Annotated in this window: 22 protein-coding genes and 1 riboswitch; of the genes, 18 read left to right on the top strand and 4 right to left on the bottom strand. The window is 51.0% G+C overall.

The window, feature by feature from the left end:
* The first annotated feature begins 62 nt into the window (after positions 1–62).
* The 3 genes from BQ6873_RS05285 (at position 63) to BQ6873_RS05270 (ending at position 4,034) form a co-directional block, all read left to right on the top strand.
* Positions 63–500 carry an antitoxin Xre-like helix-turn-helix domain-containing protein gene (locus tag BQ6873_RS05285; RefSeq protein ID WP_076591712.1) on the top strand — a complete coding sequence of 146 codons (438 nt, stop codon included), beginning with the start codon at positions 63–65 and terminating at the stop codon, positions 498–500.
* A complete protein-coding gene (locus tag BQ6873_RS05280; RefSeq protein WP_076591711.1) occupies positions 500–1,186 on the top strand; it encodes an RES family NAD+ phosphorylase in 687 nt (228 codons plus the stop codon). Before BQ6873_RS05285 ends, BQ6873_RS05280 begins: the two co-directional genes overlap by 1 nt.
* Before the next feature lie 184 nt (positions 1,187–1,370).
* Positions 1,371–4,034 (top strand): autotransporter outer membrane beta-barrel domain-containing protein, encoded by a 2,664-nt coding sequence (locus tag BQ6873_RS05270; protein ID WP_231949284.1) that lies wholly within the window; start codon positions 1,371–1,373, stop codon positions 4,032–4,034.
* 82 nt (positions 4,035–4,116) lie between these two features.
* Here BQ6873_RS05270 and BQ6873_RS05265 read toward each other — a convergent pair whose 3' ends face one another.
* Positions 4,117–4,404 carry a hypothetical protein gene (locus BQ6873_RS05265; RefSeq protein ID WP_076591708.1) on the bottom strand — a complete coding sequence of 96 codons (288 nt, stop codon included), beginning with the start codon at positions 4,402–4,404 and terminating at the stop codon, positions 4,117–4,119.
* A 298-nt stretch (positions 4,405–4,702) separates the two neighbouring features.
* Between BQ6873_RS05265 and BQ6873_RS05260 the strand changes: the two genes are divergently transcribed.
* The 4 genes from BQ6873_RS05260 to BQ6873_RS05245 all read left to right on the top strand — a co-directional run bounded on the left by BQ6873_RS05260 (position 4,703) and on the right by BQ6873_RS05245 (position 10,055).
* Positions 4,703–7,204, top strand: a complete 2,502-nt coding sequence (locus BQ6873_RS05260) for an ABC transporter permease (protein ID WP_076591707.1) — start codon at positions 4,703–4,705, stop codon at positions 7,202–7,204.
* 43 nt (positions 7,205–7,247) lie between these two features.
* A complete protein-coding gene (locus BQ6873_RS05255; RefSeq protein WP_157889124.1) occupies positions 7,248–7,661 on the top strand; it encodes a group II truncated hemoglobin in 414 nt (137 codons plus the stop codon).
* 56 nt (positions 7,662–7,717) lie between these two features.
* Positions 7,718–9,187 carry a DNA recombination protein RmuC gene (gene rmuC, locus BQ6873_RS05250; protein WP_173830581.1) on the top strand — a complete coding sequence of 490 codons (1,470 nt, stop codon included), beginning with the start codon at positions 7,718–7,720 and terminating at the stop codon, positions 9,185–9,187.
* A gap of 112 nt (positions 9,188–9,299) precedes the next feature.
* Positions 9,300–9,474, top strand: a riboswitch (FMN riboswitch).
* A gap of 77 nt (positions 9,475–9,551) precedes the next feature.
* Positions 9,552–10,055 carry a 6,7-dimethyl-8-ribityllumazine synthase gene (locus BQ6873_RS05245; protein ID WP_076591706.1) on the top strand — a complete coding sequence of 168 codons (504 nt, stop codon included), beginning with the start codon at positions 9,552–9,554 and terminating at the stop codon, positions 10,053–10,055.
* A 137-nt stretch (positions 10,056–10,192) separates the two neighbouring features.
* On the opposite strand, the gene BQ6873_RS05240 is transcribed toward BQ6873_RS05245, so the two are convergent.
* Complete coding sequence (locus BQ6873_RS05240; protein ID WP_076591705.1) at positions 10,193–13,075, bottom strand: Rne/Rng family ribonuclease; 2,883 nt, start codon at positions 13,073–13,075, stop codon at positions 10,193–10,195.
* Between the two features lie 706 nt (positions 13,076–13,781).
* Here BQ6873_RS05240 and BQ6873_RS05235 point away from each other — a divergent pair.
* The 4 genes from BQ6873_RS05235 (at position 13,782) to BQ6873_RS05220 (ending at position 16,957) form a co-directional block, all read left to right on the top strand.
* Positions 13,782–14,801 carry an RluA family pseudouridine synthase gene (locus tag BQ6873_RS05235; protein ID WP_076591704.1) on the top strand — a complete coding sequence of 340 codons (1,020 nt, stop codon included), beginning with the start codon at positions 13,782–13,784 and terminating at the stop codon, positions 14,799–14,801.
* Between the two features lie 84 nt (positions 14,802–14,885).
* Positions 14,886–15,545: an HAD-IIIA family hydrolase gene (locus tag BQ6873_RS05230; RefSeq protein WP_076591703.1), complete on the top strand. Its 660-nt coding sequence runs from the start codon at positions 14,886–14,888 to the stop codon at positions 15,543–15,545.
* 5 nt (positions 15,546–15,550) lie between these two features.
* Entirely contained in the window at positions 15,551–15,925 is a 375-nt protein-coding gene (locus tag BQ6873_RS05225) for a Rieske (2Fe-2S) protein (protein ID WP_076591702.1), read from the top strand.
* A 27-nt stretch (positions 15,926–15,952) separates the two neighbouring features.
* Entirely contained in the window at positions 15,953–16,957 is a 1,005-nt protein-coding gene (locus BQ6873_RS05220) for a S49 family peptidase (protein WP_076591701.1), read from the top strand.
* Positions 16,958–17,226: 269 nt separating this feature from the next.
* Here the strand turns inward: BQ6873_RS05220 and BQ6873_RS05215 are convergent, their stop codons facing one another.
* Positions 17,227–17,982, bottom strand: coding sequence for an SAM-dependent methyltransferase (locus BQ6873_RS05215; protein ID WP_076591700.1), 756 nt, complete (start codon positions 17,980–17,982; stop codon positions 17,227–17,229).
* A 65-nt stretch (positions 17,983–18,047) separates the two neighbouring features.
* Complete coding sequence (locus BQ6873_RS05210) at positions 18,048–18,662, bottom strand: Maf-like protein (protein WP_076591699.1); 615 nt, start codon at positions 18,660–18,662, stop codon at positions 18,048–18,050.
* 106 nt (positions 18,663–18,768) lie between these two features.
* Between BQ6873_RS05210 and BQ6873_RS05205 the strand changes: the two genes are divergently transcribed.
* The 7 genes from BQ6873_RS05205 (at position 18,769) to acpP (ending at position 23,893) form a co-directional block, all read left to right on the top strand.
* Positions 18,769–19,266, top strand: coding sequence for a YceD family protein (locus BQ6873_RS05205; RefSeq protein ID WP_076591698.1), 498 nt, complete (start codon positions 18,769–18,771; stop codon positions 19,264–19,266).
* Positions 19,267–19,390: 124 nt separating this feature from the next.
* Positions 19,391–19,573 carry a 50S ribosomal protein L32 gene (rpmF, locus tag BQ6873_RS05200; RefSeq protein WP_011871497.1) on the top strand — a complete coding sequence of 61 codons (183 nt, stop codon included), beginning with the start codon at positions 19,391–19,393 and terminating at the stop codon, positions 19,571–19,573.
* A gap of 147 nt (positions 19,574–19,720) precedes the next feature.
* The gene (gene plsX, locus BQ6873_RS05195; protein ID WP_076591697.1) at positions 19,721–20,797 is read left to right on the top strand and encodes a phosphate acyltransferase PlsX; all 1,077 of its coding nucleotides are present in this window, start codon (positions 19,721–19,723) and stop codon (positions 20,795–20,797) included.
* Positions 20,798–20,810: 13 nt separating this feature from the next.
* The gene (locus BQ6873_RS05190; protein ID WP_076591696.1) at positions 20,811–21,797 is read left to right on the top strand and encodes a beta-ketoacyl-ACP synthase III; all 987 of its coding nucleotides are present in this window, start codon (positions 20,811–20,813) and stop codon (positions 21,795–21,797) included.
* A gap of 51 nt (positions 21,798–21,848) precedes the next feature.
* A complete protein-coding gene (fabD, locus tag BQ6873_RS05185) occupies positions 21,849–22,781 on the top strand; it encodes an ACP S-malonyltransferase (RefSeq protein WP_076591695.1) in 933 nt (310 codons plus the stop codon).
* The gene (fabG, locus tag BQ6873_RS05180) at positions 22,781–23,524 is read left to right on the top strand and encodes a 3-oxoacyl-ACP reductase FabG (protein WP_076591694.1); all 744 of its coding nucleotides are present in this window, start codon (positions 22,781–22,783) and stop codon (positions 23,522–23,524) included. The genes fabD and fabG overlap by 1 nt, the downstream gene beginning before the upstream one ends.
* A gap of 126 nt (positions 23,525–23,650) precedes the next feature.
* A complete protein-coding gene (gene acpP / locus BQ6873_RS05175; RefSeq protein WP_011871492.1) occupies positions 23,651–23,893 on the top strand; it encodes an acyl carrier protein in 243 nt (80 codons plus the stop codon).
* Positions 23,894–23,917: the final 24 nt, after the last annotated feature.

The raw sequence follows: 23,917 nt of genomic DNA, 5'->3' as shown, positions 1-23,917 counted from the left end.
AAGTTGCATCAAACTTGATTTTCCGTAAGTGGAGTATATTATATCCATAAATGGAGAAATATATGAGTGCCGCATACGCTTATCCAAAAAGCCGATTCGAACCAGCCGGACTAGTTGACCTGAATGCGAAATCAGAACGGGAGCGCTTGTCCAGTTCAGCATTGAAGGGATTCTTCCGGCTCGCCGATGCGTGGAAGCTGCGCGACGAGGATGCGCGCGAGCTTTTAGGCGGTTTATCCAGCAGCGCATTCTATGAATGGAAAAAGAATCCGGATCGCGTGCTGGAAGTGGATCGCATCACGCGCATTTCCTATCTGATTGGGATCTATAAGGCACTCCACATTCTGTACGGCGATAAGTTGGCTGATGAATGGATCAGTCTGCCGAACAAGAATATTATTTTCGCCGGCCAGTCGCCATTGGCTTATATGCAGGCCGGTGGTTTGCTCGCGATGCAAGTTGTCCGCAAATTGCTGGACGCACGGCGCGGAGGTTTGTAATGGCTGTACCGCCGCTGGTGCAATTACGCCAGTTTGATACTTGTCGTTTAATCCCTTCCCGTTTTGTTGATAAAGAAGATTCCGTGTTGGTGCCATTGGCTGAAGATGCCAAACATCTGGCGGATATTTTTGAACTCGATAACGCAACCAATGAGCGTTTGATTGCAGAGCATGGTCGTGCGGCTGGTATCGGTGTAGATGAATTGGTATTTGGTGTGCCACATTTCCGCATGATCAATGCCGCGTTTACGTATGCGCGCCCAGAAGGCAGCCGTTTCAATAACGATGAGCGTGGCGCCTGGTATTGCGGCTTCGACATAGAAACGTCTTTGGACGAAATCATCTTCCATAAAACGGTTGAGTATTACGAAATTGATCGCTTCGACGACAGCGTGCGTTATCAAACCTTGCTGGCGGATTTCAATAATGAGTTCCATGATTTGCGCGGTGCCAGTCGCTATGCAAAATGCCTGACGCCGAATAGCTACGTCGCATCGCAAAAGCTGGCTGCGCAATTATTGGAAGAAGGTTCACTGGGCATTATTTATCCCAGCGTGCGGCATGCAGGCGGAACGAATCTCGCTTGTTTCCGCCCAGCCCTGGTGGGTAATGTAAGACGCGGCATCGCGTATGAACTTGCATGGACTGGTACGCCGCATCCGACTGTTCGCGCGATTGTTTCTTAGTGTAGCGGCGGCGATGATTTGCCATCATTGCATGTGAAGAATTTGTTAAACATTCTTGCCATATTGATGTAGTTTTTTTGATGCTATCTAGTCAATGAATTGTTAATTCCATATACTGATGTACATGTTTTAAATCTGGGTTCTAACTCTTGCTAGCGAGAAAATATTGAAGATATTTTTAGCCATGCGACACCAGTCCGCAACTAACAATTCTCAGCACTATTCCCGACGCGCCCTGTATATCGCATTAGGCTTGATTGGTTTGAGCACAAGCCATGTCTGGGCGGCTTGTGACAATACTGCGCCGACTTCCGGTGCCACTGTCAGTTGCACTCCATCTGCAGGTACTTCACCCAGCGTGATCGCGGTAGCCAACAGCAGTAATGTCAATGTTACGGTTGATCCCGGCACCATATCCTTTACCCGAATGGGCATACAAGTTGTTGGCAGTAGCAGCGTTACCAACAACGGAGCTCTTACTACGATCGCGGGTTCAGGCAGTGGGCTGAAGGCGGCTATTTCAGCATTGACTAACAATAATACGATTACCAATAGCGGCACTGGCACGATCAGTGTGACAGGGGCGAATATTTATGGCATCTCAATTGGAACTTCCGCAGCGGGCGGCGGCGGGACAAACAACACGGTTAACAACGCCGGTACGATCACAACTTTGAACAGTAGTTCAGATGCTATTCACGTAGTCGGTGGCAACAACACGATTACTAATAGCGGTGCGATTACCACGTCGGGTACTTCATCAACAGCTGTATATGCGCAAGGCAATACGAATAGTTTCACCAATACCAGTAGCGGAACTATTAATGTCTCGGGTAATGGTTCTGATGGTGTGTTCATGAATACGGTGAGCTCGACCTTTACTTCGACTATCACTAATAACGGCAGTATTACCAGTGTCAACTCTTATGCCATTCGTGGTTTGAATGGTAGCGACACAGTAATTAATTCCGGTACTCTAAAAGGGGCCGGCGGCGTTAATAACGATACCGCGATCATCCTCGGCAATAGCCTTAATAATGTATTGATCCTGCAAACCGGTTCACATATTGTCGGGGCTGCTGATGGCGGCAGCGGCAATAGCAATGTGTATCTGGAAGGAACGGGTACCGTTGATAATGCATTTCGTAATTTCAATACCCTGACTATGCGTGGTACAGATTGGACCTGGGAGACTGACGCTACTTTCAATAACACGTTGATTCAAAGTGGCATATTGCGTTTGGATAGTGTTCTGACGAGTCCTGTTTATATCGGTGCGGGAGGGACTCTCACCACTGGGAATCTGGCTGGTGTAACCGTTGCAAGTACGGCCGCTGGTGCGGGGACAGGGACGGTTGTAGGTGTGCTGTCTGGCCTTGGTACTGTTGCCGGTAATTTGACCAATGGCGGCACTGTACATCCCGGCGCTGGCGATGGCACAGGTGCGATTACGATTGCTGGTAATTACACCAATCTAAGTTCAGGCACGCTGGTGGTGGACGTCTCTTCGACTTCTGCCAGTCAATTGATTGTCAATTCTGGCAGTACAGTGAATCTTCAGGGCGGTCAAGTAATCGCGAATTTCCAAGCAGGGAATTACGATGCTGGATTTCAGCGAGAAATTATTAAGTGCACTGGTAGTTGCGTGACGGGCGCTTTTAGCGTGTATACGCCATCTGCCTTTATTGATACCACGGTATTCAATGGTGCTGGCAATCAAGGTGTGTTCATTGGTTATAAGCGTAACGACGTCAGCTTTGCCGATATCGCCACAACAGACAATGACAAAGCACTGGCGGCATCGCTAGATGCCAACGCCAAGGCCGGTGGCATGACAAATACGGTCGATCAACTGGTTGCGATGTCGGCTGCACAGGCGCAAAGCGCTTTTAGTAATTTGGGCGGTGGCGATGTGCATGCAACGCTGGCAGGTTTGAACATGCGGCAAGGCGATATATTTGCGCGTGCACTGACGCAACGTTTATCCGGCCGCTTGCCGCGGGATACCGCACGTGACTCGGCTTTGTGGGCGCGACCTTATTACACTAGCGGTCAGGTCGATAGCGATGTTGTGGCCAGCGCGAGTTATGGCGTCAATGGTTTGGCTGCAGGTATGGATCGCTGGATCAACAGCGACTGGTTGTTCGGTGCGGGAGTGGATGTCTCGCAGATGCGCAGCAATTTCTCCGCCTATGATGCGCATGCGAAAACGGATGCTTATCAAGTCGGTCTGTACAGCAGCTATCAACATGATCGTTTTTATCTGGATGGCATAGCCAGTGTTGGCTGGCAAAAAAACACCGTCAATCGCAGTATTAATTTTAATAATGTCGTCTCGCAGGCGAATGCAGATTACACGGGACGGCACATCAATCTCTATGTCGAAACCGGTTATCAACTGCCTTTATCTACAGGTTTGATATTGAAGCCTTTGGCTTCGCTGAGCTACGTTCGACAACGTGAACCCGGCTTTGTGGAAAATGGCGCAGGTGAAATTGGCTTGAATGGCGAGAGTGCAACAACACAAAGCTTGCGCTCTGGTTTGGGTGCGACGTTAACGAAAGATTTCGCTCTCAGCCGCGGTGTGCTGACAGTGGAGGGAAAGGCGCGTTGGTTGCATGAGTTTGAAGATCGCACGCCACAGTTCCAGGCTGCATTTATTGGTGATGTGACTGGCCAGCGCTTCACTGTTCAAGGCGCACAAGGCTGGCGTGATGCCGCGTTGCTAGGTGTGAATCTTGTGTATGCACAGGCTGCGAATATGCACGTCTACCTTAGCTACGATGCAACGGTGGCGAAACGCGATACGGCGCATACCATCACAGCAGGATTGCGCTATGCATGGTGATCTGCCGTGGTAGTGGAGCCGGCCAGGATTTCAAATAAAGACTGAATATTTACGATGAAGAAAAGGATATGACTGATTCCCTTCATTCACTTTCTTGCTTCATCGCTTTCGTGACATTTTTCCTGTTCAATATTTCTCCCCATGACTCGATGCGGTAAATGTCGCCGAATTTGTGGATAGTCATGTCGTACTGTTCACGCAACTTGTCTACTTGCTGCTCTATCGTACTTTTATCTATGCCGGTCAGATCGTCGATTGCGGTCGGAGTGGGGCGTTCAAGTAGATCAATTGCTGCAGCGAGTACAAACAATCTGCGCGCATCATCAACTGGGTATTGCGGCACGCCGAATTTATTTTTGAGCAGAGTCATGTGGTGATCCTTTGCCATCTTCCTTGCACCATGCGAAGAGGCCGAGCGCAACGATGTCTTTAATATAGTACCGACTCACTTTTCTGGCAAAAATTTCTCTTTCATTTCGCCAATATTCCTTGCTTGAGCAGTGCGCCACCTGAATGGCATTTTTACGTTAGTCTTATGCTGCTCGGAAATACTCGCCTGTCTATCTTGCTTGAGTTCGAGTTCTTATATGTTTGAGTCTTCATTGTTGCCGGATAGCTATGCCAAATAGGGCAGATGCACACGGCTTTTTCAGAAAGCGCTGGATTTCATGTTTGTGCAATCTCTTCGTATGACGCAGCGCGATTGGCGCGCGGGTGAACTTCGCTTCTTGCTGGTTTCGCTGATTATTGCCGTGGCTGCATTGTCTTCGGTTGGCTTCTTTGTCGATCGTATGCGCGCGGGTTTAAATCGCGATGCACATCAATTACTCGGTGCTGATCTGATTATTCGCGCGGACGAGCCAATTGCTGCGTCCTTGCGCGGCGAGGCAGAAAAGCGCGGCTTGCAACTGGCAGATACCACCGTTTTCCCCAGTATGGCGATTGCCGGAGAGGGCGAGCAGGCAGTATCCAAGTTGGCGTCCATCAAGGCGGTAAGCGATGGTTACCCCTTGCGCGGCAAAGTGAAGGTTGCTGATGCGCCGATTGGCGAGGGCGTGGTGACGAATGCGGTTCCTGCTGCCGGTACGGTATGGGTTGATGCGGGCATTCTGGAAAGTCTGAATATCGCAGTCGGCAGTCCATTGAAACTGGGCGACAAGGTTTTCACGATAGCCAAGGTACTCACGTTTGAGCCAGATCGTGGTGCGAGCTTCATGAATTTTGCCCCGCGTGTGATGTTGGCGAAAAGCGATCTTGCCGCGACGAATTTGGTGCAAAACGGATCGCGCGTGAGTTATCGCTTGCTGGTCGCAGGCAAGCCTAGCGATGTAAATGATTTCGATCAATTGGTGCAAAACCAGATCGAGACGCAGAACCTCAAAGGTATCCGTACTGAATCGCTGGAATCGGGGCGTCCGGAAATGCGCGCGACGCTGGAACGCGCCGAACAATTTCTATCGCTGGTAGGCTTGCTGTCGGCCATGCTGGCAGCGGTTGCCGTCGCGATGGCAGCACGTCGTTTCATGCTGCGTCATGTGGATGCGTGCGCGATGTTGCGTTGCCTGGGCATGACGCAGAATCAGGTGACTGGTTTGTATCTGCTCGAATTCTTGATCGTGGGGGTGATAGGCAGTGCGATAGGTGCGGCGATTGGATTCGCGGCGCATTTTGTGTTGATTGAATGGCTGGGTAAGCTGGTCACGAATGAATTGCCGGCAGCATCGTTCTTGCCTGCGTTGCAAGGCGTGGTGACGGGATTGCTCCTATTGATCGGCTTTGCCGTGCCGCCGATACTGCAACTGCGTAATGTGCCGCATAACCGCGTTATTCGACGCGAGCAGGATATGCCGCAGCCGATCACGATAGCCACTTATGCCTTGGGCTTGTTGACGTTTATCGGCTTGCTGTTGTGGCAGGCTGGTAATGTGAAACTGGGTTTGCTGACGGCAGCCGGTTTTCTCGGTGGATTGGCTGGATTTGCCGTAATTAGCTGGTTGGCACTGAAGTCTTTGCAGTCGCTGCGTGGTGCGATCAATCATCCTAGCTGGCGCTTTGCCGTGACGGCTTTGCAGCGTCGGCCTGGTGCAACTGTTGTGCAAGTTGTCGCGCTGGCTTTGGGTTTGATGGCTTTGTTGTTGTTGACGGTGATACGCGGTGATCTGGTATCGGCATGGCGCAATGCTACGCCGCCGGATGCACCGAATCGTTTTGTTATCAATATTCAACCGGAACAGAAGGCGCAGATCGAAGCGCGTCTGCAGCAAAACAATATCGTCGGTAATCATTTGTACCCAATGATTCGTGGTCGTTTGCTGGCGATCAATGGCACACCTATCACGGGAGAAAGCTTTATCGAAGATCGCGCCAAGCGATTGGTCGATAGAGAATTTAATCTGTCGACAATGAAGGATATTCCTGAGCAGAATGAAATTACTGCTGGCCGCTGGTATGACAACAGCAAGCCGGAAGCATCGGTGGAAGAAGGTCTCGCCAAGACGCTGAACTTGAAGCTGGGCGATCATTTGAAATTCGATATCGCTGGTGAAACCGTCGATGTGCCTATCACCAGTTTGCGCAAGCTGGAGTGGGGCTCAATGCGAGTGAATTTCTTCGTGATCATCAATCCAGCTGCGATGAAGGACATGCCACAAACCTGGATCACGGCTTTCCATTTGCCGGTAACAAATACAGGTCTGGAAAATCAACTGACGCGCGACTTCCCGAATTTGACGGTGGTTGATATCGGCAGCGTCGTGAAGCAGATTCAGGATGTGGTTGATCAAGTGGTAACAGCAGTTGAATTCCTGTTCATGTTCACGCTGGCATCCGGCATGCTGGTTCTGTATGCGGCGCTGGCCAGCTCGCAGGATGAGCGTACGCGTGAGGCGGGCTTGTTGCGAGCCTTGGGTGCAACGCGCAAGCAATTGTCGCAATCGCAATGGATAGAGTTCACGCTGGTTGGTGGCTTGGCAGGTTTGCTGGCGGCAACAGGTGCGACGGCGGTCGGTTGGGGACTGGCGCATTTTGTCTTCGACTTTGAATGGATATTCAGCCCTGTTGTCTGGTTGGCAGGTTTTGGCATCGGTGCTGCATGCGCATTTATTGGCGGTTGGGTAGGGTTGCGTCATGTACTTAATCAGCCGCCATTACAGACCTTGCGCGAGGCTTGATTTTGCTTGTCTGGCCTGCCGTGCCGTATAGCGATGCGGTATCATGCAGGCTATGACTACTGAACAAGAAACTCAACAAGCAAGCATTTATGAATTGATCGGCGGCGATGCCAAAGTGCGTGAGCTGGTCGATCGATTTTATGACTTGATGGATCTGGAACCAGACTTTGCCGGCATACGCGCGATGCATCCGACTACGCTGGATGGCTCACGCGACAAGCTGTACTGGTTTCTCTCTGGCTGGACCGGCGGTCCGGATATGTTTGTCGAACGCTTCGGCCATCCGCGCTTGCGCGCGCGCCATTTGCCGTATGCCATCGCAACGAGTGAGCGCGATCAATGGTTGCGCTGCATGCAAGCAGCCATGGAAGATGTCGGCATCGACGCATCATTGCAAACACGTTTGCAACAGGCGTTTTACGACACTGCAGACTGGATGCGTAATACCCGCGATTAAGTTTTTCTGCTGTTGCGGTTTCTCACTCATTACTCTGTTCGAACAAGGCTTCATTCATGACACAACTGCATTTCATTATTCTGCTGCTGGTTGCCGCAGTCATCATCATTTTGCAGGTGGTGGCCTTGTTGCGCGCACGCGGTACGGATATCGCGCCGCAATTGATGCAGCTGCAGAATGACTTGCAACGTCATCAGCAGCAAGGTAGTGAACGTATTGAGCGCGAATTGCGCGAGCAGGTGCAATCGACTGCGCAAGCAACACGACAGGAATTAGGTAGCAACTTTACGCAGTTTCAGCAGGCCTTGGCAACGCAATTGACCAGCGTTGCAACGATGCAGAATAATCAAATTGATTCGTTTGCGCAGCAGCTGGCAAAGTTGAATGAAGCGAATGCACAGCAGTTGGAGGCCATGCGTCAGGCGATCACTTTGCAAGCGCAAACCGGACGTGAAGAGCAGGCGACTGCGCTCAAGCATTTTGGCGATACATTGAATCAGACGTTGACTGCGCTGACGGAATCCAATGCGCAGCGCATGGCTGAAGTGCGCGCGACGCTGGAAGCCAAGATCAAGGATCTGCAAACCGATAATGGCGCGCGTCTGGAAGAGATGCGCAAGACCGTCGATGAGAAATTGCATGCGACGCTGGAACAAAGACTGGGTGAATCGTTCAAGTTGGTTTCTGACCGCTTGGAGAAAGTGCACCAAGGTCTGGGTGAGATGCAGCAGTTGGCCATCGGTGTCGGCGACCTCAAACGCGTGCTGACCAACGTCAAGACACGCGGCACATGGGGCGAAGTACAGCTTGAGATGCTGCTGGAACAAGTGTTAACGCCAGATCAATATGCGAAGAATGTCGAGACAGTTCCGGGTACTGGCGAGCGAGTTGAATTTGCGATCAAGCTGCCGGGCACCGACGATGGTCAGACGCCGATCTGGATGCCTATCGATGCCAAATTTCCGAAAGAACAATACGAGCGTCTGGCGGAAGCAGCCGATAAGGCCGATGCGGATGGCGTGGCCTTGGCTGGTCGTGAATTGGAACGGGTAGTACGTTTCGAAGCGAAAAAAATCGCAGAGAAATATTTGTCGCCACCACTGACAACAGATTTTGCGATCCTGTTCTTGCCGACTGAAGGCTTGTATGCGGAAGTCATGCGTCGTCCTGGTTTGGCGGACGATCTGCAGCGTACACATCGCGTCAGCATTGCCGGACCATCGACTTTGTCGGCATTGTTGAACAGCTTGCAAATGGGCTTCCGTACATTGGCACTGGAAAAACGCTCATCGGAAGTCTGGCAAGTGCTGGGCGCAGTGAAAACCGAATTCGGCAAATTCGGTGATGTACTTGCTGCAACCAAAGCGACACTGGAGCGTGCAGCCAAGAATATCGAACAGGCAGAGACCAGAAGCCGCCAGATGACGCGCAAATTGAAATCTGTAGAGGCACTGCCTAGCGAAGCCGCGCAGCAGCTCCTGGGCGTTGATTTGCCTTTGGGTGATCTGTTGGACGATAAAGAATAACAAGGGAATAGCAAATTCGGCCGTCGTCAGCAGCTTTTTTTAAATCATGATAAATTCACGACTACTGATGAAATGAATTGCTGAAGTTTTTCAGTCATTTATTTCATCAGCTTTACGTTCTCGGGGCGGGGTGCGATTCCCCACCGGCGGTAATTACGTTTAGGCGTATAGCCCGCGAGCGCTTGATGAAGTTCTCCATCTGCTTTCTGCAGATGTCTTCGACAAGGTCAGCAGACTCGGTGTGATCCCGAGGCCGACGGTCATAGTCCGGATGATAGAGAGCGGAATGACTTTTCACGCACGGTAACGTGCGCTTTGCCATTCCTGTACGCCCTGTTTTTCAATTTGCAAACAGGAGCTTCACATGCAACACCCAATAGATATCAAAACAAAATCAGCAGTACGTCGTATCGCCTTTATCCAAGCTAGCTGGCATAAAGAAATCGTTGATCAATGCCGCATTGCATTCATCGCGGAAATGGCCGAGCGTGGCTATTCCGAAGATGTGATCGATTTCTTCGAAGTTGCTGGTGCATTCGAAATTCCACTGCATGCCAAATTACTGGCCAAGAGTGGTCGTTATGCAGCCGTAGTTGGCACCGGCTTGGTAGTTGATGGTGGTGTCTACCGTCATGAGTTCGTGTCGCAGGCAGTCATCAGCGGCTTGATGCAAGTACAACTGGAAACAGAAGTGCCTGTGATTTCTGCCGTGCTGACGCCGCATCATTTCCATTCGCATGATGAGCATCAAAACTTCTTTTATCAGCACTTTCTGGTCAAGGGCAAGGAAGCAGCACATGCTTGCGCCGACACGATCGCTCGCTTGCAGAAAATTGAAGCACTGACGCAGGAACGTATTGCTGCATAAATCGTTGTATCTCTGCGGTGCACATTTGCCAACCTAGTAACGGCATTGTGCGCAGCACGGAAAGAAAAAAGGGAGCCTAGGCTCCCTTTTTTAACGACTGTACATCCTGATTTTTCAATGCAGGATGTGCTTGCGTCTTAGCGTTTTGTTTCCATTTGTACCAATGGCTCCGTCGATTGCGGTGGCAGTGGTTTGCGTTCACGCGGTACACGCGCTGGCGCTACAAACTTGGCAGCTTCTTCCTGTGCTGCGCGCAGTTTTTCTGGATTGGTGGAAGCCAATACCAAACCGGCAGCTTGCAGAACTTCGTTCAAGTCTTTGCTTGCAACTGGCGCTGCTGCAGGAGCAACGACTGGTGCTACAACGACAGGAACGACGACGACAGGAGCTTGCTGTGCAACAGGTTCCGGCGTCGCTACTACCACTGGAGCAGTTTCTTGAATCGACGGTGCCGCTTCAATGACTGCTGCTGGTGCAGCTTCCACAGGTGCTGCAACAGGTTCCGGTACAGCAACAGCAATCGGTGCAGGAGCTGCAACGACAGGCTCAGGTTGGCGGCTAACTTCTTGCGGCACGGATGGTGCAGCAATGGCTGCAGTCAATGCGCTCACAGATGCTTCAAATGCAGTTGGCGTTTCGATCACTTGTGCAACAACTGGTGCTGGTGCGTGAACAACGCTTGATGCCATTTCAGTTGCGCTGACATGCGGAGTATGTGAAGTTTGATCCGCTTCATCTTGCAGGGATTGTTCCTGCGAAGCGTCTACACCATCTTCATTGCCTTCGTTTTCAGTACCGGCTTCGGTATTGTCACGATCACGACGATTACGGTTGCGACCACCACGACGACGACGACGACGCGGTTGTTCTTCGCCTTCTACAGCTGGAACTGGAATACCGTTTGCATCCAATACCACAACCGCTTCGCCTGCTTCGCTGGCCGGAGCCGCATTACGGGTTGGAGCGACGCTGGCAGCGATTGCTGCGCCTTGCAACAAGACAGGATCTTCTGCAACGACTTCCTTGCGTTCTTCGCGTGGAGCACGTGGCTGACGTTCACGGCGAGCTTCATTGCCTTCACGTGGTTCACGCGGCTCACGAGGTGGGCGAGGAGGGCGCGCTGTTTGTTGTGCTTCGGCTGCTGGTGCTTGCGCTGGCTTGGCTGTTTCGTCGCGTTCTTCACGATCACGACCACGACCACCGCGGCTGCGGTTGCGTTGGTTACGACCACCAGAATTGCGCTCGCCGCGTTCGCGGTTACGTTGCTGTTTCTCTTCTGCTGTAGGTTGAGCAGCAACTTTTGGCTGTTCAGGCGTACCGCTCAGGAAGGCGAAGAGTTTCTGGAAGAAACCTTTTGCTTCAGCTGGCGCTACTTTTGCTGCTTCAACTGGTTTGCGTTCCACGATAGGAGCAGGTTGATCTGGCGTAATGCCTTTGACCATGGCTTCCTGACGTGGCTTGCTTTCTTCTTTCTGACGCTTGCCGTAGCTGATGTCGGTATCTGCTTCTTCAGTCATTGCATAGCTGGCTTGTGTTTCTTCCAAACGTGGATCGTCGTGTTTGATACGTTCCAGTTTGTAATGAGGTGTTTCCAGATGCTTGTTTGGGATCAGGATGACAGAGACGCGATGACGCGTTTCGATCTTCAGGATTTCGCCGCGTTTTTCGTTCAGCAGGAAGGCTGCGACGTCGACTGGTGCTTGAACGTGGATAGAAGCTGAATTTTCCTTCATTGCTTCTTCCTGGATGATGCGCAGGACTTGCAATGCGGACGATTCTGTATCGCGGATGTGGCCGGTGCCGTTACAACGTGGGCAGGTTACATGGCTGCCTTCGGACAAGGATGGACGCAGGCGTTGACGCGACAATTCCATCAGGCCGAAGCGTGAAATCTTGCCCATTTGTACGCGAGCGCGGTCAAAGTGCAACGCGTCTTTCAGACGGGTTTCGACTTCGCGCTGGTTCTTCGCGTTTTCCATATCGATGAAATCGATGACGATCAGGCCGCCCAAATCGCGCAAGCGCAATTGGCGAGCGACTTCTTCAGCAGCTTCACAGTTGGTATGGAATGCGGTTGTTTCGATATCGCTGCCGCGGGTAGCGCGTGCCGAGTTGACGTCGACGGAAACCAAGGCTTCGGTGTGATCGATAACGATCGCGCCGCCGGATGGCAACGGTACGGTACGTGAGTACGCGGTTTCGATCTGATGTTCGATCTGGAAGCGCGAAAACAGCGGTACGTCGTCGTTATAACGTTTGACGCGATGGACCATGTCCGGCATCACGTGGCTCATGAATTGCTGAGCTTGTTCGTAGATGTCGTCGGTGTCGATCAGGATCTCGCCGATATCCGGTTGGAAGTAATCACGGATGGCACGGATGACGAGTGAGGATTCTTGATAAATCAGGAATGCGCCGCCGCCGGATTGGCCTGCGCCTTCGATCGCACGCCACAATTGCATCAGGTAGTTCAAATCCCATTGCAGTTCGTCAACGTTACGGCCGATACCAGCGGTACGAGCGATCACCGACATGCCTTGCGGCAAGTCCAGTTTGTCCATCGTTTCGCGCAGTTCTTGGCGATCTTCACCTTCGACACGACGCGATACACCGCCACCGCGTGGGTTGTTAGGCATCAAGACCAGATAGCGGCCAGCCAGCGAAATGAAGGATGTCAGCGCAGCGCCTTTATTGCCGCGCTCTTCCTTTTCGACCTGGACCATGATTTCCTGGCCTTCGCGCAACGCATCTTTAATGGAGGCGCTACGGACATCGACGCCTTCCTTGAAGTAGGTGCGGGCGACTTCCTTGAATGGCAGGAAACCGTGACGATCTTCACCGTAGCTGACAAAGCAAGCTTCGAGCGAAGGCTCGATACGGGTGATGACGCCTTTATATATGTTGGACTTGCGTTGTTCGCGTCCGGTTGTTTCGATATCGATGTCTATGAGTTTTTGCCCATTGACAATGGCAACACGCAATTCTTCTTGCTGCGTTGCGTTAAATAACATGCGTTTCATGTAAGTGCTCCGTGGCTCTAGGGCCGTTTTTTTAATGCAGTAGCGCTACATATCAGCATTGATGCACAAGCGAATCGGCCGGTTGACCTGCGTGAAGCGAATAGCGGCGATAGCGTGGCTATCGGGGAAATTCGCAGCAATCTGTGGTCAACAGCGTGTTTCTATGTGACATCAATGGCGACATGCGCCATCTACAGCAACAGTACAGGGATGTACGCGGGGCAGGAACGTTTGGGGAGGGAATTGCCTTGGTGTGTGGTACTTAGCGCAAACGCGCTGTAGTCACAACGGGGCGCGGATAAAGTGAAGCGGTTGCCGAATGCGCACTTGATCCGCATCGTGCGCATCGAATAGATCGAGCGCAACGAACACAATCGCGAGTGGTGAGCAAATTGGTTGAGCCATACAAAGCATGGGCAGAATCGGCAAACAGTTTCAACTTTATCAACCAGCAAGCTTGCTATTAAATATAGTGAGCTTGCCGGACTTATCCTAACAATCCAAACATTCTTGACCAACACCCTTGCGCGTTATCCGATTACAACAACGGTGCAACCTTGACTCGCACAGGGGCGGTGCATACACATCTTTTCCATCGAATTTGCAAATTGGCGAGGCCGATGGAGACGCCCCTGTGTAGAATGTGTTTTTTATTCTTACACCAGCAATGGTTTGGTAACCATTGCGAATTGATTATATATTCAAAATGAAGGACTTAGCGATATTTTCTGGGAAAGAGGCTCAAACCCTATCACCCTCCCGATCGTCACAGGTCTCTTCTCAAGTTCCGGCACAAGTGCAGCTTGTCACGATTACTGATGAGGAAGCCGGGCAGCGGATTGATAATTTTTTGATACGTATTTGTAAAGGCGTACCGAAAAGCCATATCTACCGTGTGCTGCGCTCCGGAGAGGTGCGCGTTAATAAAGGGCGGATTGATCAAACCTATCGTTTAGTCGAAGGTGATATCGTCCGTATTCCACCCATACGCATTGCGGAAAAAGCGCCATCGACGGCACCTGGTGCAGAATTCAAAATATTGCTTGAAGATAATCACTTGCTTGTCATCGACAAGCCGGCCGGCGTTGCAGTGCATGGTGGTTCCGGCGTCAGTTATGGCGTGATCGAACAATTGCGTGCGGCCAGACCGGATGCAAAGTTCCTTGAGTTAGTGCACAGGCTTGATCGTGACACCTCTGGCGTTCTGGTTTTGGCCAAGAAACGTTCGGCATTGACAAATTTGCATGAACAAATTCGTGGCGGCGAGCCGGATAAGCGTTATCTAGTATTAGTGCATGGCGATTGGAAGAATGCGCGCCAACATATTAGATTGCCATTACATAAGTATTCCACGCCGGAAGGTGAGCGACGTGTACGCGTGCAGGCGGATGGGATGGAGTCACATACGATTTTCAACCTGATCCAGCGTTACGGCCCGTTCGCCTTATTGGAAGCGGAACTAAAAACCGGGCGTACCCATCAGATACGCGTGCATCTGGCATCTAGCGGTTTTGCGATTGCGGGCGATGACAAGTATGGCGATTTCGCATTGAATCGTGATTTGCAGAAAGCAGATGGTGAGCGTGTCGCATTGAAACGCATGTTCCTGCATGCGCATCAAATTACATTTATCCATCCTGAGACTGGCAAGCCAGTGACATTGAATGCGCCGCTTCCGCCGGAATGCGAGCGCTTCCTCAAGAGTTTGAAAAAGACCCCTAATTGATTTATTGCTCATTGCCCCTAAGTGGAATTTGAGCAATAACCTATTTATATAGTTAAAGGAGCTGGCAGCGCGCTGTCAGGTTACATGGCAAGAAAGCAATTTGATCTCATCGTTTTCGATTGGGATGGCACCTTGATGGATAGCACTGCAGTTATCGTCAACTGTATACAAGCAGCAGCCAAAGACCTCGGCTTACCGATACCGGATGAAAAAGCCGCTTCGTATGTCATTGGCCTGAGTCTACAAAAGGCAATGGAAGCTGCGTTGCCCGGTGTTGATCCTAAATACTATCCACGCATGGTGGAACGTTACCGCTACCATTATTTGAATCAGGATGGCGGCTTGACGCTGTTCAAGGGTGTGCGCGAGATGCTGGAAGACTTGTCGCAGCAAGGCTATTTCCTCGCGGTTGCAACTGGTAAAAGCCGTGTCGGCCTGAACCGTGCGCTGGATGTGTCCAAGTTGTTGTCATTATTTGATGCAACGCGTTGCGCCGATGAAACCTTCTCCAAGCCGCATCCGGCGATGTTGCAGGAACTGACGCGTGAATTGGGGCAGGACATGAAACGTACCGTGATGGTGGGTGATACCACGCACGATTTGTTGCTGGCGCAGAACGCAGGTGCGGCTGGCGTCGCCGTACACTATGGCGCGCATACACCTGCTGAATTGCAGGCGCTCAATCCCCTGTACGCAGCAACGTCTGTAGCTGAGCTGCATACCTGGCTGAACGAAAACGGATAAGCACATTGACTGATGCCATTCTGATTCCTGTCTGTGATTCTGCCGCTCTTGAAGAAAGCGGCAAGGGGATACGTTTTCCTCTGACGGCAGGCGGTGAGGATGCAAACGGTTTTGTGATTCGCTACAACGGTGTTGCTTACGGTTACCTGAATCGTTGCGCGCATATTCCGATGGAACTGGATTGGAATGAAGGCGAGTTTTTCGAGTCTGATGGGCGGTATTTGATCTGCGCCACACATGGTGCGATTTATGCGCCGGAAACAGGTCGTTGCGAGGGCGGCCCATGCCGTGGCCGCCGCTTGCGTACAATTGTCATCATCGAAAAAGATAATCAGGTATTCTGGCAGGCAGATGAATACGTAAGACCCGCGCGCGCATAAGCAACGCGGAACAAAACACACGACAACATGAGCAACGACAACGACGAATTGAATCAGCCTCAATCATGGCAAGCATCGGCAGCACCTGCGCCTAAAAAAGATGGCTGGGAGCGCGAAGTTCTGGAAAAACTCGCATTCGCAACGCTCAAGGAACAGCGCGCGCGTCGACGTTGGGGTATTTTCTTCAAATTCGTCACAGTGGCCTTGGTTGGATTTGCCTTGTGGATGAGTTTTGGTCCTGCCGTTGGCGACATGGAAAATGTCGGGCCACATACCGCCTTGATCAAGATAGACGGCACGATAGAGGCAAAAGGTGCCGGCGATGCCGACACGGTTATTTCTGCGCTGACTAAAGCGTATGCAGATCCTGGTTCTGTCGGCCTGATTTTGCAAATCAATAGTCCGGGTGGTAGTCCAGTGCAAGCTGGCATGATCAACGATGAGATCACGCGCCTGCGCAAGAAGTATCCGCAAAAACCTTTGTACGTCGTGGTGACTGAAATTTGCGCATCCGGTGGTTATTACATCGCCGCTGCTGCTGATCGTATTTACGTGAACAAGGCGAGTATCGTTGGTTCGATCGGCGTGTTGATGGATGGCTTTGGTTTCACTGGCACGATGGAAAAATTGGGCGTTGAGCGACGCTTGTTGACTGCCGGTGTGAACAAAGGATTCATGGATCCATTCAGCCCACAAACCGAAACGCAAAAGCACTACGCGCAAGACATGCTCAATGAAATCCATCAGCAATTCATCGACGTTGTGCGTAAAGGCCGCGGCAAGCGCTTGAAAGAAACACCGGACACCTTTTCTGGTCTGGTTTGGACTGGTGAAAAATCGGTGGAGCTCGGCTTGGCAGATGGTATCGGTACTGTCGAGAGTGTGGCGCGTGAAGAATTCAAGTCCACCAACATCGTTGATTACACGCAACGCGAAGGTTTATCCGATCGTGTACTGCGGAAGTTTGGCGCAGCAGCAGGTGCTTCTGCAATCAAATCAATGACGGAACAGCTTGCTCCAAGTTTGAAATAATTTTTTTCATCTACATTGTCAGCGATGTGAAAAAAATTCCGGAGCAGGAATGTAACCGAGCTTGTAATCCGTTTGTGCTTGGCTATAGTGGAAGTGCGTTATCGGCATCTGAAGATGTGAATGCAACAACGTCTGCAACTGCTAAGGAGCATCCGCTCGCATTTTGGTGACGCGTCTACGATGGAAAATTGAAGGTCTCCGACCTCTCCAAATGCCTCGTTATGAGGCAGGCAAAACGGCGATGAAACATCGCCGTTTTGCGTTTACATTCAGCCGTCAGCCAAGAGTAAAAATACAGTCGGCTTCTTGTGGAAGTCGGGTGTTTTCCCGGATGCAATATCCGCTTTCCATTTTGCGGCTGTTTGTGTTTTGATCGCTTCGGACGGCAGCGTGAGATCGGTCGCAATGCAAATAAGCGTGTTGGGATTGCAAGTCGTTGCTAATGTTTCCAGCAGTCCAGCATTGCGGTAAGGCGTCTCGATAAAAAACTGCGTTTGTTTTTCAGCGCGGGAGCGATCTTCCAATTGCTTGATGCGTTTCGCTCGTGCTGCAGCATCGATAGGCAAGTAACCGTTGAAGGCGAAATTTTGCCCACTCAAGCCACTGGCCATAACAGCGAGCAGTAGTGAAGACGGGCCAACCAAAGGTTTGACCTGAATGCCGTGCGCATGTGCCAGTCGCACCAAATTTGCGCCAGGATCAGCTACAGCCGGTACACCGGCTTCTGAAATCAAGCCGGCATCTTGCCCAGACAACAGCGGCTCTAATAACGCAGGTAATGCTTTGGCGTCGGTGTTGACGTTGAGCTCGGCAATGCGTATTTCCTGTATCGGCTTTGCCAGTGTGTTGTGCGTACCTATTAACTTGAGAAAGGCGCGCGTCGTTTTGGCATTTTCCGCAATGAAGTAATCGAGCTTGGCTGTCGTCGTTTGTACTTCCAACGGGATGATGTGTGCGAGCGGATCGGTGGCACTAACTTCTGCCTGACCTAATGTATTGGGGATGAGATAGAGAATGCCGGGCATGTTGGAGTATTGAGTAGGGTATGTGTTGCGCGCGATTAATCAAGCACGCTGCTTATATTAGTTGTCTAGTTGCCGAAAAAGCCGATATTGGCACGGCGCAGCATGGTCGTTAGAGCGATGAGCGGTAAGCCAGTGAGCGCAGTCGGATCGTTACTTTCTATTTTTTCGATAATGGTGATGCCTAAACCTTCATTTTTTGCACTGCCTGCGCAATCGTATGGCTGCTCTATACGTAAATATGCATCGAGGTCAGCATCCGGCAAATCACGGAAGGTGACGAAGGTTTGGATGTTTTCCAGCTGAATGCGTGGTGATGAAATACCGGCGCGGCCATCGAACAGGCAGAGTGCTGTATGGAAGACTACTTTGCGACCGCGCATTTTTTGCAGTTGTTTCAATGCATTTTCATGCGTACCTGGCTTGCCTATCTGCTCGTCGTCCAGCGTGGCGACTTGATCTGACCCAATAATCAAAGAATTCGGTGCTTGGGTGGCGATGGCAGCTGCTTTTTGCTGTGCCAGTCGTAATGCCGTTGTGTCGGGTGATTCGTGAGGAAGAGCGGTTTCATCGATATTCGGCACCATGACTTCGAAGGGCAGGTGTAGTCGAGATAGCAATTCTTTGCGGTAAACCGAGCTTGAACCCAGTATTAATCGTGCTTGGATGGATGGAGAAGGCATTATTTGATGTTTATTTGAATGACCGCTCAATAAAAGTGCGCTAACACTTTGACGAATAAAGGAAAAGCCTGTTATTATCGCAGGTTTTCCGGGTTCGGCTTAGCCTATGAATGCTTTTGTAATTGATGCCTTCGAGTTCAGTCGGCTTAGAGAGCAGCGTGAAGGCGACGTTGCTATCGCTGATTTGCCGCGGCTTGCTGCAGAATCCGTAAATATGCCTGCATCGCTGCATTGGTCTTTGTTGGGTGGTTCAGATGGACTTGGTCATCCGCAATTGATTATGTCGGTATCCGGCTCAATTCATTTGATGTGTCAGCGTTGCATGACGCCACTGAAACTCGATATTGCATCGGAATCAGTGCTGATTCTTGCAAAAAACGATGAGCACGCTGATGAAATTGACGCGTTGCTGGCAGACGACACCATAGACGTGATTGTTGGTTCAAAGACTTTAAATGTCAGTGATCTGATTGAGGATGAGGCTTTGTTAGCGATTCCTCTGGCGCCTAAGCACGATGTGTGTCCAGACAATGCAGCAGTTGAGAGTGCGATGAATGCAAGAAAACCATCGCCTTTTGATGTGCTGAAAGGTATGAAGCAATAGATTCGCTGCAGCTGTGAGGCCTTAAGCGGGCATATTGAGATTTTGTAGTAAGGATTATCGGTTTTGCCGTGAGTTTGCAAAACGGATGTGTTAGAATTTTAGAACTTAAGGTTTAGGAGTTATCATGGCTGTTCAACAAAACAAAAAGACACCGTCGAAACGCGGTATGCACCGTTCGCACGACTTCCTGGTTGCTCCGCAACTGAGCGTTGAGCAAACCACCGGTGAAACACACATGCGTCACCATATCAGCCCTAACGGCTTTTATCGTGGTCGTAAAGTCCTGAAAACCAAAAACGACGAATAATCATTCGTCTTTCAGGCACAGAAAGCGGCGCGGTAAGTTCATGACTTTGCGCCGTTTTTTAATATGCTAATCCAGCACATTCCGTCATTTTGAATCAAGCTGAATCTGGCCCATAATGCGGTTAGAGTGAGGCCCTGAGTCAATCCAATGACAATTAAAATATCTATCGACTGTATGGGTGGCGATCACGGCCCCTCAGTCACCATTCCTGCTGCTATTTCGTTTGTCAAAAGCGAGCCAGATGCCGAGCTGATTTTAGTCGGGCTGGAAGATCAGCTTTTGGCCGAACTGAAAAAACACAAGGCAAGTGGGCATCCACGTCTATCGATCGTGAACGCGACCGAAGTCGTGACTATGGACGATCCTCTGGAAGTTGCATTGCGCCGCAAGAAGGATTCTTCTATGCGTGTCGCCATCAATCTGGTCAAGCAAGGGCAGGCGGACGCATGCGTCTCTGCCGGTAACACGGGTGCCTTGATGGCGATCTCGCGTTACGTGCTCAAGACGATCCCTGGTGTTAATCGTCCGGCCATTTGCAGCATACTCCCCAATCAAAAAGACGGTCCTACCTATATGCTCGATCTCGGCGCCAACGTCGATTGCGAGCCGCAGCATTTGCATCAATTTGCATTGATGGGTTCTGCGCTGGTATCGGCGATGGAAGGCAAGCCAAGACCAACGGTCGGTTTGCTCAATGTCGGCGAAGAAGATATCAAAGGTAATGACGTCGTCAAGCAGACAGCTGTCTTGCTGCGTGCTGATCATGAAAAAGGGACGTTGAATTTCTACGGCAATGTCGAAGGCAACGATATCTTTAAAGGTACGACGGATATCGTCGTGTGCGATGGCTTTGTCGGCAATGTCACCTTGAAGGCATCGGAAGGCTTGGGTCGCTTTGTCAAAAGCGTGCTGACGACCGAATTCAAGCGTACTCCTTTGACCATGTTGGGTGCTTTGATTGCACGCGGTGCATTGAAAGCAATTTCACAACGAATGAATCCTTCTCGCTACAATGGCGGCAGTTTGCTGGGTCTGCGCGGCTTGGTATTCAAAAGCCATGGCGGTGCTGATGCCTACGGTTATCAGTGGGCCATAAAACGCGCATTCGATGCTGCCAAATATGATGTGCTGACGCGTATTTCGACAAAAATTGCCGATCTCATGCCGCAATCAACTTTGGCCTCGTCTTCTGAAGACTCGGTTAGTGCCACAACAGAACAATAGAATAGAAAATCGCATGACTCTCTATAGCAAAATTATCGGTACCGGCAGTTATCTGCCGCCACAACGTGTCACCAATCAGGATTTAATAGAGCGTCTTGCTCGTGATGGCATAGAAACATCCGACGAATGGATCGTTTCTCGCAGCGGGATTGCTGCACGTCATTACGCCGATGCGGATATGCAGTCGAGTGACCTGGCGGTTGAAGCGGCAAAACGTGCGCTGGATATGGCGCAATTGGCACCGAATGATATCGACCTGATTATTTTGGCGACTTCGACGCCTGACTTTTTTGGTGGTTTTCCGAGTACTGCATGCGTGGTGCAACGCAAGTTGGGCATCACGAATGAATGTGCTGCTGTCGATGTGCAAGCGGTGTGCAGCGGTTTTGTCTACGCGTTGTCGACTGCTGACAAGTTCATCAAGTCTGGCTCACATAAAAAAGTGCTGGTGATCGGTGCTGAGGTATTTTCGCGCATCATCGATTTCAAGGATAGAACGACTTGCGTCTTGTTCGGCGACGGTTCCGGTGCGGTCGTCTTGAGTGCATCCGAGGAGCCTGGCGTGCTGGCGACCAGCTTGCATGCAAACGGCAGCTATGGCGATATTCTCTGCGGACCTGGAAGAATCAGTAATGGCGTGCTGGAAGGCAGCGCCTTTATGTATATGGATGGTCAGGCGGTATTCAAGCTGGCGATCGGATTGCTGGACAGAGTTGCCAACGAAGCCTTACAACTGGCGAAAATGGATGCATCCGAAGTGGATTGGATCGTGCCGCACCAAGCCAATATCCGCATCATGCAGGGGACGGCCAAAAAACTCGGTCTCAGCATGGACAAGATGATTGTGACGGTTGATCAGCATGGCAATACATCTGCTGCATCGATTCCATTGGCGCTGGATGTCGGTGTGCGCGATGGTCGTATCAAGCCAGGCCAGAATGTCATGATGGAAGGTGTTGGCGGCGGCTTCACTTGGGGCGCGGTGCTGGCACGGATGTAATCCCCGAGACAGGGATGCAAATCATTTTTTAATTAAAACTAGAAAACAAGCATGAGCAAATTCGCATTCGTTTTTCCAGGGCAAGGGTCGCAAGCGATCGGCATGCTCAACGGTTTCGCTGACAACGCAGTTGTGCAGCAAACGTTGGCTGAAGCATCAGACGCATTGCAGTTCGATCTCGCCAAATTAATTTCCGAAGGCCCGAAGGAAGAGCTGGACCTGACTACCAATACTCAACCTGTCATGCTGACTGCCGCCGTCGCGATGTATCGCGCATGGATAGCTGCAGGCGGCAAGATTCCTGCACTCGTTGCAGGTCATAGCCTGGGTGAATATTCGGCGTTGGTTGCTGCAGGCGTGATTCCATTCAAGGACGCTGTGCCGCTGGTGCGTTTTCGCGCCAAAGCCATGCAGGAAGCGGTTCCTGTCGGTCAGGGCGGTATGGCGGCTATTCTGGGCTTGTCTGATGCAGACGTGCTCGCAGTATGCGTAGAAGCGGCTCAGGGCGATATCGTCGAAGCAGTTAACTTCAATGCGCCAGCGCAAGTCGTGATTGCCGGCCATAAAGCTGCGATTGAGCGTGCTTGTGAAATAGCGAAAGCCAAAGGTGCTAAACGTGCCTTGATCTTGCCTGTTTCTGCGCCGTTCCATTCTTCATTGTTGAAGCCGGCATCGGATCGTTTGCGTGAACACATGGCAACACTTGCTTTCAATACGCCGCAGATTCCATTGATCAATAACGTTGATGTCGCGATTGTCAGCGATGTGAATGGCATCAAAGATGCGCTGGTACGTCAGGCCGCCAATCCGGTGCGCTGGGTTGAATCTGTGCAAAAAATGGCAGCAGAAGGTGTCACGGATGTCGTGGAGTGCGGCCCTGGTAAAGTGCTGGCAGGTTTGACCAAGCGTATTAACGGTGAATTGACCGGTCACGCGATTGTTGATCAAGCGTCGTTGGACGCTGTTTTGGAGCTCTTGAAATAATGACTACAGTTGATTTGACAGGCCAAATAGCTCTGGTAACCGGCGCCTCGCGCGGTATCGGTCGTGCAATTGCACAAGAACTGGCAAAGCTGGGTGCCAAGGTCATCGGCACTGCGACGTCGGAATCCGGCGCCAGTGCGATTTCCGAGTACTTGGGTAGCGGTGGCAAAGGTGTAGTGCTGGACGTCAATGACGCAGCACGCTCGGTTGCACTGATCGATGAAATCCAGAAGGAATTTGGCGCAGTCAGCATTCTCGTCAATAATGCCGGTATTACCCAGGATCAACTGGCGATGCGCATGAAGGACGAGGAGTGGGATAGCGTCATTGCGACGAATCTGACTTCAGTTGCGCGCTTGTCCCGTGCGGTATTGCGCGGCATGATGAAGGCTAAAACCGGTCGTATTATCAACATTACATCGGTTGTCGGTTCGTCCGGCAATGCAGGTCAAATGAATTATGCTGCAGCAAAAGCGGGCGTCGCTGGCATGAGTCGTGCTCTTGCTCGTGAGATCGGTAGTCGCAACATTACTGTTAATTGCGTGGCTCCCGGTTTTATTGATACAGATATGACCAAAACCTTGAGCGAGCAGCAAATTGCTGCCTTGCTGCAACAAGTTCCGTTAGGACGTTTGGGCTTGCCGGAAGACATCGCTTCGGCGGTTAGCTTCCTTGCTTCGCCTCAAGCGAGTTACATTACTGGTACCACGTTGCATGTCAACGGCGGTATGTACATGAACTAAGTTTGTAATTAGTCACTTTTAGCCGAAGTTTCAGCTTTCTTGATGACAAAAGCTAAAAATGAATTTTCAGTGCGCAAACCTGCTAAAATGCGCGCACTTTCTGTAACCACCCATTGGAGTTAAAACATGTCGGATATCGAACAACGCGTTAAGAAAATCGTCGCTGAACAATTGGGCGTCGCCGAAGCAGACATCAAAATCGAATCGTCGTTCGTTGACGATCTGGGTGCTGATTCCCTCGACACAGTCGAATTGGTGATGGCACTCGAAGACGAATTCGAAATGGAAATCCCTGACGAACAAGCAGAAAAAATCACAACAGTGCAGCAGGCGATTGATTACGCCAAGGCACACGTAAAAGCAGCGTAAGTTGTTTTGAACGACTCTAGGAGA

It is taken from the genome of Herminiimonas arsenitoxidans, assembly GCF_900130075.1.
Taxonomy (GTDB): domain Bacteria; phylum Pseudomonadota; class Gammaproteobacteria; order Burkholderiales; family Burkholderiaceae_D; genus Oxalicibacterium; species Oxalicibacterium arsenitoxidans.
The sequence above is the reverse complement of the archived record's forward strand: the minus strand, read 5'-3'. Positions and strand labels throughout refer to the sequence as shown.